The following is a 15,249-nucleotide window of genomic DNA, read 5'->3' as shown; positions in this document are numbered from 1 at the left end:
CAGAACGATCCCGCATAGACCGCGAATGCTCTACAGTATCGGTGCGACAACCGGTATTGGTTTTCGCCGTCAACGATGTATCCCACTGAAATTTAACATGGCTTGCCCTGTTCGAAAGCAAACCCGTTCAAACGGAACTCCAGGCCACCAGCTCCTTGGCCGGCAACGGCCGGCTGATCAGATAGCCCTGTACCAGATCGCATCCCAGACGTTTGACCAGCTCATATTGCTCCTCCGTCTCGATGCCTTCGGCGATGGTGGTCATTCGAAGGCTGCGCCCGACGCCGACCACGAATTCGACGATCGCCAGCGCGTCGCGGTCGCTGGTGATATCGCGCAGGAATGACCGGTCGATCTTGATCTTGTCGAACGGCACGCCGCGCAAATTCGCAAGCGAGGAGTAACCGGTGCCGAAATCGTCCATGGCGATCTGGATGCCGACGGCCTTTAGCCGCGTTAGCGTGTTGATCGTCTGGTCGCTCTTGTTCAGCAGGATCGATTCGGTGATCTCAAGCTCGAGCCGGCTCGGCTCCAGCCCGCTTTTATCAAGGGCACCCATCACGTTCTGAATGAGGTTGGTACTGTGGAACTGAACCGGCGAGAGATTGACCGCCACCTTCATGTCCTCATCCCATCGCATCGCCTCGCGGCAGGCAGTCTCCATCACCCATTTTCCGAGCGAATGGATAAGGCCGGTTCGTTCCGCAACGGGAATGAACACGCTGGGCGGAACATCGCCGCGCACTGGATGTTTCCAGCGCAAAAGTGCCTCGAAGCCACAAAGCTTGCGGGTCTGCGTCGCCACCTGCGGCTGGTAATAGACCTCCATCTCGTCGTTCTGCAGCGCCGTCTGCAGATCGGCCTCGAAGGATTTCTTTTCGGTCAGCTGCTTTTGCATGCGGACCTTGAAAACACTCGCCCGGCCAGGGCCGATGGCCTTGGCTTCATAAAGCGCCAGATCCGCGCGCTTGAACAATTCATCCGCATCGACGGTACCATGCGATATGGCGATGCCGATGCAGGTGCCGATTTTCACCTCCTGCTCGCCGAGCTGGTAGGTCCGGCTGATCTGCTCGATAAGCTTGGAGGCGAGACGGCGCGCCGTGTCCTCATTGAGATCATCGGACACGACAGCGAATTCATCGCCGCCAAGGCGGCAAACCATGTCGTAGTCACCGCCGATCCCCGAAAGGCGCTGTGCCACGGCCTGAAGCAAGGCGTCGCCCGAATCGTGGCCAAGCGTGTCGTTGACGTCCTTGAACCCATCGAGATCAAGCAGAAGAATGGCCGTCGTTCCATTACCGCCGAAAGAGCGGCGCAACCGCTCGATAAGTTCCTGCCGGAACAGCGAGCGGTTCGGAAGGCCCGTCAGCGCATCATGATAGGCATCATGCTCAAGCCGGACATTCTTGGCCTGCAATTCAAGCGTGGCGGCGCGCAGGTCGTCCGTCAGCCCGCGCATGCTTTTCTGCGCGCGGTTCAACAGATCGTTCTGACGAAGCAGCAATATCACCAGCGCGATGCCGCACAGGATCAATCCGCCCGCAAGCGCGGTGTAGACGATATGCAGCTTGCGCACGTCCTCATGGGCCGTATCGATCAGATTGACGTCATAGGCGACCGACGACGAAGCCAGCGTCGTCATCGGCGCATCGAGCGAGCTCATCTCGGAGAGCAGATCCGGAACATCCCTTGGCTCCAGGGTGTTCATCTGCTGTTCCAGGCGGGCCAGAACCGCGTCAAGGCGGGTTACAAGATCCCGCCATTGCTGTTTTTCATTGATGAAAGCGCCGAGGTTACCCTGCTTCAAGAGCTCCAGGCGGCTTAGCATGATGTCCATGCGCAGCTGCAATTCGTCCCGGTCTATGACACCGGGACTGAGCGCAAAAACGGCCAATTTGTTCTGAAGGCGGAGATACTCCGCCACGGTCTGACTGACCGCCCACGAATCGTTATAGCGGGCAAATTTCTGCAGAGCGGTCTGACGCTCGGCAATGACGAAAGCGATATAGCCCGTTGCCAGGACGAAGCAACAGATGATCACCGCCACAAGTTTTCGCAAACGGCACCTTTATTCCACTATCAATTTGGCAACTTGCCATGCGGACCGCGAATAATAGGTCTGCTTCTGCAATTCCGGGTCGCTATCATAGGGATAGATGACAAACAGCGGACCCTTTTCGCGAACTGTCATGTAGTTGCCATCCAGCTTGATCGCGAGGATAACGTTAAATTTCTTAAAATCCTCAACCGGTATGGTGCTCACATAATCGTTGAGTGCAACTGCCGTTACGCTGGTGCCTTTTGCACCGACGAGATCCATCAACTTTGCCAGTGACACGCCGTCAAAACGAACGCGGCCATCGTGCCAAGGCGTCGTGGTCTCCACCGTCACCATGCCCAATCCCTCCAGCATGTCGCGATCGAATACCGCAGCGCCATCGGCATTGGTGTTGGTGATGTTTCCGGAGATGGTCAATATCGGCTTGCCTTGCGGCTTGGCGATCGTCCCGGCCTCGGCACAGGAAAGCCACATGAGCGACAGAAACGCACTGAGAAGTACCCGGGCGAAACTCATACTCTTTCTCCATCTAGCGTTCAGGTCGAGGGGTTTTCGCCAACCTCTGAGGGTCAAGGGAACCGACGCTCGCAATATATATCAGGAATGAATGTTATATCCTTAGTGAGATTTTATCCGTATTTTCTCTAGGTTTTGAGTAAACCGTTTGGATAATTTTTCCGTCTTATTGTACTTTTTTACACTTCACGCCCTGTTATGACGCAAGCAACACTACAAGTTACGTCTTCGTATCAATCCGTCTGGTGCGACAAAGGCCAAATTGCGGCATATGCGTGATTGCTTAACAACAGCAACACATGATTCGCGCGTATCGGACAAGACCAATGCGCGTTCGGCATCCGCCTGCCTGTCAGGCAGGAAAGCCGAGAGACAAGTTTCGCATCACAGAAAAATCATGGCGATTGCCAGAGCGAACGGTTGAAACATACCGTACGCAACTTAATATAAGAGCTGTCATTTCCGTTTCCGGCATTTTCAGCTTCCTCTTGCCGGAAATGCCCAGACGCCCGTTCCGCGCAGCGCAAGCGGAGATACCGGATATATTCCGGTCAGGAAAATTCTGTTCACGTCTCCGGGCTGGACGGCACCCTGCCGTATCGGCCGCATCATGAAGGTAGTCCCTATGCACACCTATCCCGACATCAAACTTCTCATTGATGGCGAATGGCGAGACGCCGTTTCCGGCAAGACGATCGCCGTATCCGACCCTGCGACCGACGAAATCATCGGCGCGATCGCTCATGCCGAAAAGGCGGACCTCGATCTGGCACTTGCCGCCGCCGAGCGTGGCTTCAAGGTCTGGCGCGACACCTCGCCCTTCGAGCGTTCCAAGATCATGCGCAGGGCAGCCGATATCCTGCGCGAGCGCAAGGACAAGATCGCCTATATAATGACCCGCGAGCAGGGCAAGCCGCTGTCGCAATCGGCAACCGAAATCATGGGCGCCGCCGATACGATCGACTGGTTCGCCGAAGAAGCACGTCGCACCTACGGCCAGGTCATCCCGGCGCGCGCAACCGGCGTTTCCCAGCTTGCCATCAAGCTGCCGGTTGGTCCCGTCGCGGCGTTTACGCCATGGAACTTCCCGATCAACCAGATCGTCCGCAAGCTTTCGGCTGCCCTTGCCACGGGCTGCTCCATCATCGTCAAGGCCCCGGAAGAAACACCGGCATCGCCGGCGGAACTGATCCGAGCGTTTGTGGATGCGGGCGTGCCGGCGGGTGTCATCGGTCTCGTTTACGGCGTGCCATCCGAGATTTCGGAATATCTGATCCCGCATCCGGTCATCCGCAAGATTTCCTTCACCGGCTCCACGCCGATCGGCAAACATCTGGCAGCGCTTGCCGGCAAGCACATGAAGCGCGCCACGATGGAACTCGGCGGTCATGCGCCAGTGATGATCTTTGACGATGCCGATATCGAAAAAGCGATCGAGGTGACCTCGCTTGCCAAGTTCCGCAATGCCGGTCAGGTCTGCGTCGCTCCCACCCGCTTCCTCGTGCAGGACGGTGTGGCGGATCGCTTCCTTGAAGGTTTCGTGGAAGCCACGAAGGCGATCAAGGTCGGCAACGGCCTGGAAGAAGGTGTCGTCATGGGGCCGCTCGCCAATGAGCGCCGCATCCCAGCGCTGGAAGGCCTGATCAACGACGCCGTTTCCCATGGCGCGGAACTGAAGACCGGTGGCCGCCGCATCGGCAACAAGGGCAACTTCTTCGAGCCCACGGTGCTCGCCAACGTGCCAGTGACAGCAAAGATCATGAACGACGAGCCCTTCGGTCCCGTCGCCATCATCAACCGCTTCTCGACATTCGATGATGCCATCAACGAAGCGAACCGCCTGCCTTTCGGCCTTGCATCCTACGCCTTTACCAGCTCGGTCAAGACAGCGCATGCGCTCGGCCACCAGGTCGAGGCGGGCATGCTGACCATCAACCACAACGGCCTTGCGCTTCCCGAAGTCCCCTTCGGCGGCGTCAAGGATTCCGGTTATGGCACGGAAGGCGGTTCGGAGGCGGTTCAGGCCTATCTGGAGACGAAATTCGTCAGCCAGATGAGCTGAAGCTTTGGATGCAAGCTCAGGGCGGATGACAATATCCGCCCTGAACCTGAATTTGGCGAACTCGGAATCTCCACGCGTCGTCACCCCGGACTAGATCCGGGGTCCAGCGCGATCAAGTCATTGACCGCAAAAGACTACTCACCGCGCAGGCGCCCAGTGGCCGGATGCCGGATGCCGGATGCCGGATGCCGGATGCCGGATTAAGCCCGGAATGACGGAGTGAAAGGCCTTCGTCAATCTGTGAAGAATCAAGATCTGCTATGTCTTTTCTTCGGTAGTACCACCTCCCTTGCCTCCGTCCTCATCATGCCGTAAAAGAACAAAAAGTGAACTTTAAGAGGCCCTATGAGCGAGACAGCGGCACCCGCGTTGAAGGAAATCTTCAACCACGAAAAACTGCGACACATCGCCGATCAGACCAAAGCCGTTCATGCGCCTTTCGATGTTCCCTCCTTCATGGCGCTTGCCACGACAAATCTCGAAGCGCTGGGCATCATGCAGCGCATGCGGCAGGTGGCGACCAGCCTGCACGCCACGCTTCCCGGCGACTATGCCCTCAACATCGAAATTCTGACAGCCGCAGCACCCGGGATAGGCAACGGTTTCGCATCCATTTCGCTGCCAGAATATGTGGCGCTTTACGGTCTCGACGATTTCGATCTTTCCATGCAGGCGCTGCAATATTTCACCCGTTTCGGCTCCTCGGAATTTGCCATCCGCCATTTCCTGCAAAGGGATCTGGCCCGAACACTTGCCGTGATGGAAACATGGTCGCGACATGACAACGAGCATGTGCGAAGGCTAGCGAGCGAAGGCTGCCGGCCGCGCCTGCCTTGGTCGTTCCAGCTCAAAGCCCTGATCGATGATCCCTCACCGGTCACCGCGATCCTTGATGCCATGAAAGCTGACGAGGCGCTTTACGTGCGCAAATCCGTCGCCAATCATCTGAACGACATCACCAAGGACAATCCCGCTTTCGTGCTGGCGCTCATCGACACATGGCCGAAGGAAAACCCGCATACACGCTGGATCGTGCGGCAGGCCTTGCGCACTCTGGTCAAGAAAGGCGACGCTGCCGCACTCGCCCATTTGGGCGCCCATAAGGAGGCTCAGATCGCACTTTCGGCGTTTCAGGTTTCTCCTGAAAAGGTCGCTCTCGGTAATCCGGTGCGGATTTCAGCTTCTTTCACCTCGACGGCAGAAAGCCCGCAGAAGCTGGTGATCGATTATGCCGTGCATTACGTGAAAAAGAGCGGTGACGCCTCCGCGAAAGTCTTCAAGTGGAAAGAAATCGAGTTGCAGCCGGGCGAAACATGCGCGCTCTCGATAAGCCGCGCCATGCGCGATTTCACCACCCGCAAGCACTATGCGGGTGTTCACAAGGTTGACCTGATGGTCAATGGCAGGCTGGCGGCCGAGGCCTCTTTCGAACTGCTGATATGAGGCTGGCGAGAGCGTCCCTCAAGCCGCCGGGAAAATCTTCGCACGGCGGATGATGACGGAACCGCGATCGCCTGCCGCGACATCATTTTCCGGCGGCACGTCGAATTCCAGGAGATCGCCGCCATCTGTGCTGGCGATCACCCGCCGCTCGCCTGCCCGGTCGAGAACCCGCGAAACCGAGGCTGGAATGCCCTCGTGCAGATCTTCCCATTCCAGGTCGGACGGACGGGCATAAATCTCGACGGCGCCATCCGCCTGACCGTAGGAGAAAGGTAGTTCGTTGTCACCGACATAGACCTTGCCGCCGCGCGCCACGCCGGACACACGGTTGGCATCGCCGAGAAAGCGCATGACGAAGGCGCTGTTCGGCTGGCGGCAGACTTCCTTCGGCGTGCCCTGCTGCACGATCTCGCCCTGATTGAGGATGACGACGCGATCAGCGAGATCAAGTGCCTCTTCCTGATCATGTGTCACGAAAATCGTGGTAATGCCCAGCGCGCCGTGAATTTCACGCAGCCAGCGGCGCAGGTCGCGGCGCACATTGGCATCCAGCGCGCCGAAGGGCTCATCCAGTAGAAGCACTTTGGGATCGACCGAAAGCGCACGGGCCAGCGCCACACGCTGCCGCTGCCCACCGGAAATCTGCGCCGGGAACCGGGCGCCCAGACCGTCAAGCTTGACCAGGTTCAACAGTTCCCTGACCCGCGCATCGATCGCGGCTTTGTCGCGCTTCACCTTCGACACCTTCATGCCGAACGCGATGTTTTCATGCAGCGTCATATGCGGAAAAAGTGCGTAGTGCTGGAACACGAAACCGACGCCGCGATCGCGCACCGGAATATTGGTGGCGTCCTCGTCTCCAAAAAAGATGCGGCCGCCATCGCTATATTCGAGACCCGCGACCATGCGCAAAATCGTGGTTTTGCCTGAACCCGAGGGGCCGAGCAGCGCCAGAAGCTCGCCACTTTCAATATCGAGCGAGACATCGCGCACCGCGCGGAATGTATCGAAGGTCTTCACCACATTTTCGAGGCGGATTTTCATGGGAATCAGGTCTCCGTGGCGATGGCGGCACCGCCGTTGGTCTTCTTGGCCCCGCGCCCCGCGCCGCGCCCTTCCAGCGCCACCTTGGCGATGATGGTGATGACGGCGAGCAGAGCGAGGATGGAGGCCGACGCAAAGGCGCCGGCCGTCTGGTAATCATGGTAGAGCAGCTCGATATGCAGCGGCAGCGTGTTGGTCTGGCCGCGAATATTACCTGACACGACCGACACCGCGCCAAATTCACCCATGACGCGAGCATTGCACAGAACGACGCCGTAGAGCAGTGCCCATTTGATATTCGGTAGCGTCACCGAAAAGAAGGTGCGCCAGCCGGATGCGCCAAGCGAGGTGGCCGCCTCCTCCAGATCGCGGCCCTGCGCCTGCATCAATGGGATCAGCTCGCGCGCCACAAAGGGTGCCGTGACGAACATCGACGCGATGACGATGCCGGGTAGTGCAAAGAGTATCTTGATATTGTGCGCATCGAGGAACGGCCCAAACAGCCCCTGCAGCCCGTAAACGAAGAGATAGGCGACACCGGCGACGATCGGCGAGATGGAGAAGGGTATCTCGATAAGCACCAGCAGGAAGCGCCGGCCGGGAAAATCGAATTTGGTGATCGCCCATGCGGCCGCGACGCCGAAGGCCGTGTTGATCGGCACGGCAATCAGCGCCGTCAGCACCGTCAGCATGATGGCGTGGCGGGTATCGGGGTGGGTGATGGTCGCTGAATAGACCTTCCACCCCTGCGAAAAAGCCTCGACCCCGATGATGATCAGAGGAGCGACAACCAGGAACGCGCCGATGACGAGCACAAAAGCGATCAGGCTGCGGCGAACCCAGGGCGCGTCACCGACGCGCGGTGGCTTGCGATGCGAGGAAATGGCGCTCATGTCTCAGCTCCTCACCGTATAACGAAGCGCACGCGCCTGCAGGTAATTGGTCACCGCCAGCATCACGAAGGCCGCGATGAGCAGCACCGAGGCGATGGCGGCGGCGGCCTGATAATCATATTCCTCCAGCCGGATGAAGATCAGCAGTGCCGTAATTTCCGTTGAAAACGGCTGGTTGCCGGCGATGAAGATGATGGCGCCGAACTCACCGAGGCTGCGCGCGAAAGACAGCGAGAGACCGGCCAGCAGAGCTGGCGTCAGAAGCGGCAGGATGACCTTGCGGAAGATTTCGAGATCGGAACCACCGAGCGATTGCGCCGCCTCCTCCAATGCCGGATCGAGGTCTTCGAGCACCGGCTGCACGGTGCGCACGATGAAGGGTAGACTGGTAAAGGCCATCGCCACCATGATGCCGAGCGGCGTATAGGCAACCTTGATGCCGAATTGCGCAAGCACCGAGCCGAACCAGCCGTTACCCGCAAACAGCGTCGTCAGCGCAATGCCGGCAACGGCGGTGGGAAGCGCAAAAGGCAGATCGACAATGGCATCGACAAGGCGCCAGCCGGGGAAACGGTAACGCGTCAGCACCCAGGCGAGCGCCAGTCCGAAAACGACGTTGAACAAGGTCGCGGCGAGAGCGCAGAGCACCGTGACGCGATAGCTCGCAACAGCGCGCGGCGAAGAGATAATGGCCCAATATTCGGCTGGCCCGAGGCTCGCCGCCTTGAACACCAGCGCCGAGAGTGGCAGAAGCACGATGATGGCGACGTAAGTGAGGGTAACGCCGAGGGACAATTTAAGCCCCGGCAGAACATTCCGCTTCAAACCCCGCCCCCATTTCATCATAAAGCGACCCGGCAGTTTCCCGCCGGGTCTTTTACCTGTTGCATATCGTCGTGATTAACGGCTGCCGTAGAGCGTATCAAGCGTCGCGCCGGACGCAAAATGCTCTTTCTGGATTTTATTCCAGCCGCCGAAGACGTCATTGACATTGACGAGGCGAATGGCCGGGAACTTGTCCTTGAACTCGCCGACAACCTTTTCGTTGTGAACGCGATGGCCGAATTCGGCAGCAATGCGCTGGCCCTCTTCGGTGTAGAGGAAATCGAGGTAGCTCTTCGCCAGCTCGCGCGAGCCGCGCTTGTCGACCACCTTGTCCACCACGGCGACCGGGAATTCGGCGAGCAGGCTGACGGAAGGCACCACGCCCTCAACCTTGTCGGCGCCATATTGCTTGGCAATGCCGCGGGTCTCGGCTTCGAAGGTGATCAGCACGTCGCCGATTTCACGTTCCACGAAGGTGGTGGTGGCGGCGCGGCCTCCGGTGTCGAAAACAGGGGTGTTGTCGAAGATTTTCTTGACGAATTCCTGAACCTTCTTCTCGTCGCCGTTGAACTTCTCCTTGGCATAGGCCGTGGCGGCGAGATAGGTGTAACGGGCGTTACCCGAGGTCTTCGGATTGGGGAAAACCACCTTCACGTCGTCACGTGCAAGATCGTCCCAGTCCTTGATGTGCTTGGGATTACCGGCACGCACGAGGAAGGAAGGGAAGGAATAGAACGGCGAGGCGTCGTTCGCGAAATCCTTCTGCCAGTCGGCGGAAACGAAACCCTGCTTCACCAGAAAATCGACATCCGTTACCTGGTTGAAGGTGACGACATCGGCTTCCAGACCCTCAACGATGGCACGCGCCTGCTTGGAGGTGCCGGCGTGCGACTGATCAACCGTGATACCCGGATGCAGCTTGATGAAAGCCTCGTTCTCGGCTGCGAAAACCTCACGGGCAACATCGTAGGAGGCGTTGAGAATGGTGGTCGGAGACTGCGCCTGCGCCGCACCTGCAAAAAGAGCGGCAATGGCAGTGCCGATGATGAGAAGACGTTTCATGAATACCCCCGGAAAATCGAATGGTCGTCAACATAACGGGGGGTGACAACGCCTGCGAGCAACAGCCGTGCGTTAAGCAGAAGCGTATTAGAAATTTCACCCAAGCAACATCAATTCGAAAGGCGATGATTTCATATATGTCCGCAAGCCGGATTTCTTTTGCGTTGCGCAATCTAAAGGCGGTGCTCCGGAAAGAGATTACCGGAATGTTTGGTAAAATATGGCAGAAGGTCTTCTTCACGCACCTCTTCCAGCTGTGCCGGTCGCCAGCGCGGATTGCGGTCCTTGTCGACCACGGCCGCACGCACGCCCTCATAAAAATCATGACCCCGCAATATCTCCGTGCCGGCGGCAAATTCCCGTTCGAGGCATTCGATGAGGCTGGCGCTTTCCCGCCCCAGGCGCAGCAGCTTCAGGGTTAGTTTGAGACTGGTAGGGGAGCGTTTTTTGAGAATTTCCAGACTCTCGCGCGAAAACGTATCGTCACGCTCCGAAAGTGCTGCGAAAATCTCCTCGACCGTGTCGAAACGGAATGCCGCGTCGATGATCTCACGGTGTGCCGACAGGACCCCCTCACCAGCTTCGACGGCATAAGTTCCGATTACCGCCTCGACACCATCAGGATCGAGCGCTTGTGATAGATTCTCCACCAAATCTGTAAGGCGCGCAGAAGGGACGAAACAATCGGCAAAACCGGCATAGATCGCATCGGCAGCAGTGACCGCATTGCCTGTCAGCCCCAGCCAGGTGCCGCATTCGCCCGGCGCTCTGGGCAAAAGCCAGGAACCGCCGACGTCAGGGAAATAGCCGATACCGGTTTCCGGCATGGCGAGCTTCGTCCGCTCGGTGACGATGCGGTGGCTGGCATGGGCGGAAATGCCGACGCCGCCACCCATGACGATGCCGTCCATCAACGCGACATAAGGTTTACCAAAGCGGGCAATACGATAATTCAGCGGAAACTCTTCGCGCCAGAAATCCAGCACCTGCGGATCGCCCGCTTTGCCGAGATCGTGAATGATGCGAACGTCACCCCCCGCACAGAGCCCCCTGTCGCCTTCTCCTGTCAGCACCACGCAGGAAACGTCAGGGTCATCCTCGAAACGGCGAAGCGCCTGGAGCATGGCACGAACCATCGGCAGCGTCAGGCTGTTGATGGCTTTCGGACGGTTCAGGTGGATGATGCCGGCCCCTCCCCGTCTCTCGATGACGACCTGCGTCTCCGCTTCCGTTGCAACTTCCAAGGTCGCCTCCTCCGCTACCGTTCACCAGCCCATCTTGGAGGTCCGGGCGCGATCACGCAACGTTGATCTTGTCCTTCAGGAACGTCTTTCGCTCAAACCGCTTTCACCCGCGTAAAATGCCTGAAATCCGCTTTCGCAATGCAGCATGTTTGCTTGACGCCCGGAAAATCATGGCATGTAATGGAGTTTGAAATGCCGGCATTGATTCCTGTCGAGCGTGTGCCGGACCAAGCGGAATGTCGCCTTGTCAAAGGCGTTGTCAACAGCAACGGGAGACGAGCATGCAGGTTTCGGAACAAGAGTGGATCAGCAAACGGGCCTATACACTTTGGGAAAAGGAAGGCCATCCACATGGCCGTGACGCGGACCATTGGGAACAGGCAAAGCATGAATTTTCGCTGCTGAAGACATCGGAGGCGACAAAGCCTGCCCAGCGCAAGAAAGCAGCGCCGAAGACCGCTGCTGCGGAGCCGGAGGCAGAAGCCCCCGCAAAACCCAAGGCCCGCGCACGCAAGGCAGCAACCGCGAAATAAAAGTACTCTCGTGATAATCTGAACCGGCAAATGAAAAGCCCGACGAAATCTCGCCGGGCTTTGTCTGTTTATCGCGGATCGCAACCGGGATCACCGACCCGGCAACCGCCCTGAAAGTTTTCCGAGGCGGGCGCGCGGCGTGGATCATCCCACTGGCGGCGCTCCGGACGACGCTGGCCTTCGTCCTGATTTGGCTGGCGATCGCGATTGCGGTCGCGATTTTCTTCCTCGAACCGAGGACGGTCACCATCTCGACGCGGCCTGTCCTGGTTTCCGTCGCCCCGGTTTCTGTCACCCTGGTTCCAGTCGCCGTAACGGCGCTCCCAGCGGCCGTCATTCGGTCCACCGCCCTGACGCGGATCGCGCCATTCATCCCGGCGGCCATCACGCCATTCGTCGCGCGGACGCGGGCGTTCCCAGTCACCGCGCGGCGGCGGAGGCGCAGCATTCCAGTAACCGCCTGATGGCGGCGGACGACGCCAGCGGTCACGCTCGCGGTAGAAGTCACGGTCACGATAATAACGGTCCCAATAACGACCGGCTTCGAAGGTGATCACGGGAACGCCGAGATCGCGGTAATAACGCGGCTCAACGTAGACCCGGTTCTGCCTGAACGTCGTCTGGATGTAACGACCGGCGACCCAACCACGACCGCTGACGAAAGAGACGTCGCACCACGGCGTATCGGACAGGCAGCCATGTACCGTCAATGGTGCGCCGACCGGGATCACGACCACGGCCGGATAGGCTGTGCTCGGACCGGAGCGCATATTCACATTCGCGGTGGCAAAGCCGCGAGTCGCAGCTTCGGCAAGGGCCGGCGCGGCGAGCATGGCCACCAGCGCAATTGCGCCAAACAGTTTTTTCTTCACTTACTTCTCCTCAAGCAAAAGCCCGCTTTGCCCTTGTCGGCGTCCACCAATTTCGATGGACGAGCATGCGTTCCACATACTGCCATGACTGGAAAATACGCCGCGTTCCATGAACGCAGCATGAAACAAATCGCAGCCCGTTTCAGTTCCACCTGCGGCAATGAAGCACCCGGGAATTTGCCGACGGAATGTGCCGCCGGTCTTGACTTCGGGGATCAATCATCCGACTTCAATGCAACAGCAATATGGAGCATAACCATGAGCGAAACCGCACAGACGACCGTCGACCAGAGCGAAGTGGATCGCTTCTCCGCGATGGCTGCGGAATGGTGGAGCCCGACGGGCAAGTTCCGGCCGCTGCACAAATTCAACCCGGTGCGGCTTGAATATATCCGCAACCGCATCTGCGATAATTTCGGCCGCGACCCGAAGGCGCACCGCCCGCTTGAAGGGCTGCGTGTGCTGGATATCGGCTGCGGCGGCGGCCTGCTTTCCGAACCCGTGGCGCGCATGGGCGCGGACGTGGTGGGCGCCGACCCTTCAGAAAAGAATATCGGCATTGCCTCCACCCACGCCCGTGAAAGTGGTGTCAGCGTCGACTACCGCGCCCTGACCGCCGAACAGTTGCTGGAGGCGGGCGAAACCTTCGACGTCGTCCTCAACATGGAAGTGGTCGAGCATGTGGCCAATGTCGATCTCTTCGTCACCACCTGCGCGAAAATGGTGCGTCCCGGCGGGCTGATGTTCGCCGCCACCATCAACCGCACGCTGAAAGCCCGCGCGCTCGCGATCTTCGCCGCCGAAAACGTATTGCGCTGGCTGCCGCGCGGCACCCACCAATATGAGAAGCTGGTTCGCCCGGATGAGCTTGAACGGCCGCTGGTGGCCAGCGGCATGGATATCGTCCACCGTACCGGCGTCTTCTACAACTTATTGCAGGACCGCTGGAACCTCTCGCCAGACATGGAAGTCAACTACATGATGCTGGCGAAAAGACCCGCGTAAAGCTAGCGCACCCAATTCTCCGGTCATGAACGACGGATGACGTCGCCCCAAGTGGTGGACGTCATCAAAATCGTAGGCAAACTCAATTCACATCATCGGGCAGCACCGGCAACGGTGCAATCTCGATGCCCTCGTCAATCAGGGCCTTCGCGTCCTGGGCAGACGCGTGGCCGATGATGCCGCGTTCGTCGGCCTCGCCATAGTGAATCTTGCGGGCTTCTTCGGGAAATTTATCTCCGACATCTTCCGCATTTGCGCGGATATTGGCGACCGCCTCGCGGATTTTTGCGATAGCCTCTTTTCTGGCCGTGTCCATGGCGAGCGACTGGCGTTCGTCTTTTTTGCGGGCGGTGGAGACCGAGGGCGCCATCAGAAGTTTGGAAACCTGCGGGGAATTGCACATCGGGCAGGACAGGAAGCCGCGCTGCAACTGATTGTCGAAATCGTCGCTCCCGGAAAACCAGCCTTCGAACTCATGGCCCTTTTCACAGGCCAACGCATAACGGATCACGCCGCCTCACCTCCAGCAGGAATAACCGTGTCCAGTCCGAACTCGCGGGCATTGCGTAGATTGGGGATTTTCCCGCGCGCGGCAGCCACGAGAGACGTGTCGATCTCTGCGAAAATGATCTCTTCCCCGGCGCCGCCGGCCATTGCCAGCACCTTGCCCCAAGGGTCGATGATGATGGAATGGCCGAACGTGACCCGCCCGTCCTCATGCAGGCCGGCCTGTGCGGCGGCAATGACGAAGGCGCCGTTTTCAATGGCGCGGGCACGCAGCAGAATTTCCCAGTGGGCTTCACCCGTCTGGCGGGTAAAGGCGGCCGGAACCGTCAGAACCTCGGCGCCGGCGAGTGCCTCCGCCCGGAAAAGCTGCGGGAAGCGCACATCGTAGCAGATCGCAAAGCCGAATTTCCCCAGCGGCAGTTCGGCAACGCGAGCGACAGCGCCGGGTTCGTAAGCCGCACTTTCGCGCCAGCTTTCGCCATTGTCGAGATCGACATCGAACATATGGATCTTGTCATAGCTGCAGATACGCGAACCGTCAGGCGCAAACAGAAAACCGCGATTGGCAATCTTGCCATCCGGGCGGGCAATCGCTGTCGAGCCGACATGGACATGGATGCCGAGTTCGCGTGCCAGCCGCGCGGCGGTCGCAACGATGATATCGCCATCGTCGTCACGCAGCTGGGCGCGAAGCGCCTGCCTGTCCTTCTGGAGAGCGCCGGTCATTTCCGGCGTCTGAACATAGACAGCTCCCGCAGCCGCAGCAACACGTACCAGGCGCTCCATATCGGCGGCGTTTTTCACCGCATCGACACCCGAGCGCATCTGAATGGCGGCAGCCTTGAAAATCATCACGTCCTCCGTATCGAAAATCGAGCCGATTAAGCGGCCAGCATAACGTCGAGTTTGCCAGCACGCTCCAGTGCATGCAGATCGTCGCAACCGCCGATATGCTGGCCGTTGATGAAGATTTGCGGGAAGGTGGTTCCGCCGGATTTCTCGATCATTTCCTGCCGGTACTCCGGCGTCGTCGTCGCGTTATATTCGGCGTAATCGACGCCCTTGCTGTCCAGCAACGCCTTGGCGCGCGCGCAATAACCACAAAAATCCCGTGTATAGATCGTTACCGGTGCCATGTATTTCGAAGCCTCGCAAACGTGTGCTGAAACGCACGATATCCT

General features: G+C 58.9%; 16 protein-coding genes. 4 read left to right on the top strand and 12 right to left on the bottom strand.

Annotated elements, in window-relative coordinates; all coding sequences use genetic code 11:
• Positions 1 to 127: 127 nt before the first annotated feature.
• Together ACQZ5Y_RS07780 and ACQZ5Y_RS07775 are read right to left on the bottom strand one after the other, a co-directional pair.
• Positions 128 to 2,062 (bottom strand): putative bifunctional diguanylate cyclase/phosphodiesterase, encoded by a 1,935-nt coding sequence (locus tag ACQZ5Y_RS07780; RefSeq protein WP_003511211.1) that lies wholly within the window; start codon positions 2,060 to 2,062, stop codon positions 128 to 130.
• Between the two features lie 9 nt (positions 2,063 to 2,071).
• Positions 2,072 to 2,578: a putative pterin-binding protein gene (locus ACQZ5Y_RS07775; RefSeq protein WP_003511212.1), complete on the bottom strand. Its 507-nt coding sequence runs from the start codon at positions 2,576 to 2,578 to the stop codon at positions 2,072 to 2,074.
• A 625-nt stretch (positions 2,579 to 3,203) separates the two neighbouring features.
• Here ACQZ5Y_RS07775 and ACQZ5Y_RS07770 point away from each other — a divergent pair.
• Complete coding sequence (locus ACQZ5Y_RS07770) at positions 3,204 to 4,640, top strand: NAD-dependent succinate-semialdehyde dehydrogenase (protein ID WP_003511213.1); 1,437 nt, start codon at positions 3,204 to 3,206, stop codon at positions 4,638 to 4,640.
• Between the two features lie 345 nt (positions 4,641 to 4,985).
• Positions 4,986 to 6,083, top strand: a complete 1,098-nt coding sequence (locus tag ACQZ5Y_RS07765) for a DNA alkylation repair protein (RefSeq protein ID WP_174060023.1) — start codon at positions 4,986 to 4,988, stop codon at positions 6,081 to 6,083.
• Positions 6,084 to 6,101: 18 nt separating this feature from the next.
• Here the strand turns inward: ACQZ5Y_RS07765 and ACQZ5Y_RS07760 are convergent, their stop codons facing one another.
• The 5 genes from ACQZ5Y_RS07760 to ACQZ5Y_RS07740 all read right to left on the bottom strand — a co-directional run bounded on the left by ACQZ5Y_RS07760 (position 6,102) and on the right by ACQZ5Y_RS07740 (position 11,151).
• Entirely contained in the window at positions 6,102 to 7,127 is a 1,026-nt protein-coding gene (locus tag ACQZ5Y_RS07760; protein WP_174060024.1) for a sulfate/molybdate ABC transporter ATP-binding protein, read from the bottom strand.
• Positions 7,128 to 7,132: 5 nt separating this feature from the next.
• On the bottom strand, positions 7,133 to 8,020 hold the full coding sequence (gene cysW / locus ACQZ5Y_RS07755) for a sulfate ABC transporter permease subunit CysW (RefSeq protein WP_174060025.1): 888 nt from the start codon (positions 8,018 to 8,020) through the stop codon (positions 7,133 to 7,135).
• 3 nt (positions 8,021 to 8,023) lie between these two features.
• Complete coding sequence (gene cysT, locus ACQZ5Y_RS07750) at positions 8,024 to 8,866, bottom strand: sulfate ABC transporter permease subunit CysT (protein ID WP_013761717.1); 843 nt, start codon at positions 8,864 to 8,866, stop codon at positions 8,024 to 8,026.
• A gap of 54 nt (positions 8,867 to 8,920) precedes the next feature.
• Positions 8,921 to 9,907: a thiosulfate ABC transporter substrate-binding protein CysP gene (gene cysP, locus ACQZ5Y_RS07745; RefSeq protein ID WP_013761718.1), complete on the bottom strand. Its 987-nt coding sequence runs from the start codon at positions 9,905 to 9,907 to the stop codon at positions 8,921 to 8,923.
• A gap of 173 nt (positions 9,908 to 10,080) precedes the next feature.
• On the bottom strand, positions 10,081 to 11,151 hold the full coding sequence (locus ACQZ5Y_RS07740; RefSeq protein WP_174060026.1) for an enoyl-CoA hydratase/isomerase family protein: 1,071 nt from the start codon (positions 11,149 to 11,151) through the stop codon (positions 10,081 to 10,083).
• Between the two features lie 281 nt (positions 11,152 to 11,432).
• Here ACQZ5Y_RS07740 and ACQZ5Y_RS07735 point away from each other — a divergent pair, with 281 nt between their 5' ends.
• Positions 11,433 to 11,684 (top strand): DUF2934 domain-containing protein, encoded by a 252-nt coding sequence (locus ACQZ5Y_RS07735; RefSeq protein WP_003511224.1) that lies wholly within the window; start codon positions 11,433 to 11,435, stop codon positions 11,682 to 11,684.
• A gap of 68 nt (positions 11,685 to 11,752) precedes the next feature.
• Here ACQZ5Y_RS07735 and ACQZ5Y_RS07730 read toward each other — a convergent pair whose 3' ends face one another.
• Together ACQZ5Y_RS07730 and ACQZ5Y_RS07725 are read right to left on the bottom strand one after the other, a co-directional pair.
• Positions 11,753 to 12,556, bottom strand: coding sequence for an SH3 domain-containing protein (locus tag ACQZ5Y_RS07730; RefSeq protein ID WP_003511225.1), 804 nt, complete (start codon positions 12,554 to 12,556; stop codon positions 11,753 to 11,755).
• A complete protein-coding gene (locus ACQZ5Y_RS07725) occupies positions 12,557 to 12,775 on the bottom strand; it encodes a hypothetical protein (RefSeq protein ID WP_127966124.1) in 219 nt (72 codons plus the stop codon). It abuts the gene before it with no gap.
• 39 nt (positions 12,776 to 12,814) lie between these two features.
• Between ACQZ5Y_RS07725 and ubiG the strand changes: the two genes are divergently transcribed.
• Complete coding sequence (gene ubiG / locus ACQZ5Y_RS07720) at positions 12,815 to 13,561, top strand: bifunctional 2-polyprenyl-6-hydroxyphenol methylase/3-demethylubiquinol 3-O-methyltransferase UbiG (protein WP_174060027.1); 747 nt, start codon at positions 12,815 to 12,817, stop codon at positions 13,559 to 13,561.
• A gap of 82 nt (positions 13,562 to 13,643) precedes the next feature.
• On the opposite strand, the gene ACQZ5Y_RS07715 is transcribed toward ubiG, so the two are convergent.
• The 3 genes from ACQZ5Y_RS07715 to grxC are packed head-to-tail and all read right to left on the bottom strand — an operon-like array spanning position 13,644 to position 15,204.
• On the bottom strand, positions 13,644 to 14,072 hold the full coding sequence (locus ACQZ5Y_RS07715; protein ID WP_003511227.1) for a DUF1178 family protein: 429 nt from the start codon (positions 14,070 to 14,072) through the stop codon (positions 13,644 to 13,646).
• Positions 14,069 to 14,920, bottom strand: coding sequence for a carbon-nitrogen hydrolase family protein (locus ACQZ5Y_RS07710; RefSeq protein ID WP_112682464.1), 852 nt, complete (start codon positions 14,918 to 14,920; stop codon positions 14,069 to 14,071). The genes ACQZ5Y_RS07715 and ACQZ5Y_RS07710 overlap by 4 nt, the downstream gene beginning before the upstream one ends.
• Positions 14,921 to 14,949: 29 nt before the next feature.
• Positions 14,950 to 15,204 (bottom strand): glutaredoxin 3, encoded by a 255-nt coding sequence (gene grxC / locus ACQZ5Y_RS07705; RefSeq protein WP_003511229.1) that lies wholly within the window; start codon positions 15,202 to 15,204, stop codon positions 14,950 to 14,952.
• Positions 15,205 to 15,249: the final 45 nt, after the last annotated feature.

This window comes from Agrobacterium sp. A3-95 (genome assembly GCF_053521785.1).
Note: the sequence above shows the minus strand (reverse complement) of the source record. Positions and strands in the feature narration are given on the sequence as shown.

Excerpts from the sequence above, each read along its gene's own strand:
- ACQZ5Y_RS07775 (WP_003511212.1), bottom strand. The coding sequence starts at position 2,578 with ATGAGTTTCGCCCGGGTACTTCTCAGTGCGTTTCTGTCGCTCATGTGG.
- ACQZ5Y_RS07770 (WP_003511213.1), top strand. The coding sequence starts at position 3,204 with ATGCACACCTATCCCGACATCAAACTTCTCATTGATGGCGAATGGCGA.
- ACQZ5Y_RS07765 (WP_174060023.1), top strand. The coding sequence starts at position 4,986 with ATGAGCGAGACAGCGGCACCCGCGTTGAAGGAAATCTTCAACCACGAA.
- ACQZ5Y_RS07760 (WP_174060024.1), bottom strand. The coding sequence starts at position 7,127 with ATGAAAATCCGCCTCGAAAATGTGGTGAAGACCTTCGATACATTCCGC.
- cysW (WP_174060025.1), bottom strand. The coding sequence starts at position 8,020 with ATGAGCGCCATTTCCTCGCATCGCAAGCCACCGCGCGTCGGTGACGCG.
- cysT (WP_013761717.1), bottom strand. The coding sequence starts at position 8,866 with ATGATGAAATGGGGGCGGGGTTTGAAGCGGAATGTTCTGCCGGGGCTT.
- cysP (WP_013761718.1), bottom strand. The coding sequence starts at position 9,907 with ATGAAACGTCTTCTCATCATCGGCACTGCCATTGCCGCTCTTTTTGCA.
- ACQZ5Y_RS07735 (WP_003511224.1), top strand. The coding sequence starts at position 11,433 with ATGCAGGTTTCGGAACAAGAGTGGATCAGCAAACGGGCCTATACACTT.
- ubiG (WP_174060027.1), top strand. The coding sequence starts at position 12,815 with ATGAGCGAAACCGCACAGACGACCGTCGACCAGAGCGAAGTGGATCGC.
- ACQZ5Y_RS07710 (WP_112682464.1), bottom strand. The coding sequence starts at position 14,920 with ATGATTTTCAAGGCTGCCGCCATTCAGATGCGCTCGGGTGTCGATGCG.
- grxC (WP_003511229.1), bottom strand. The coding sequence starts at position 15,204 with ATGGCACCGGTAACGATCTATACACGGGATTTTTGTGGTTATTGCGCG.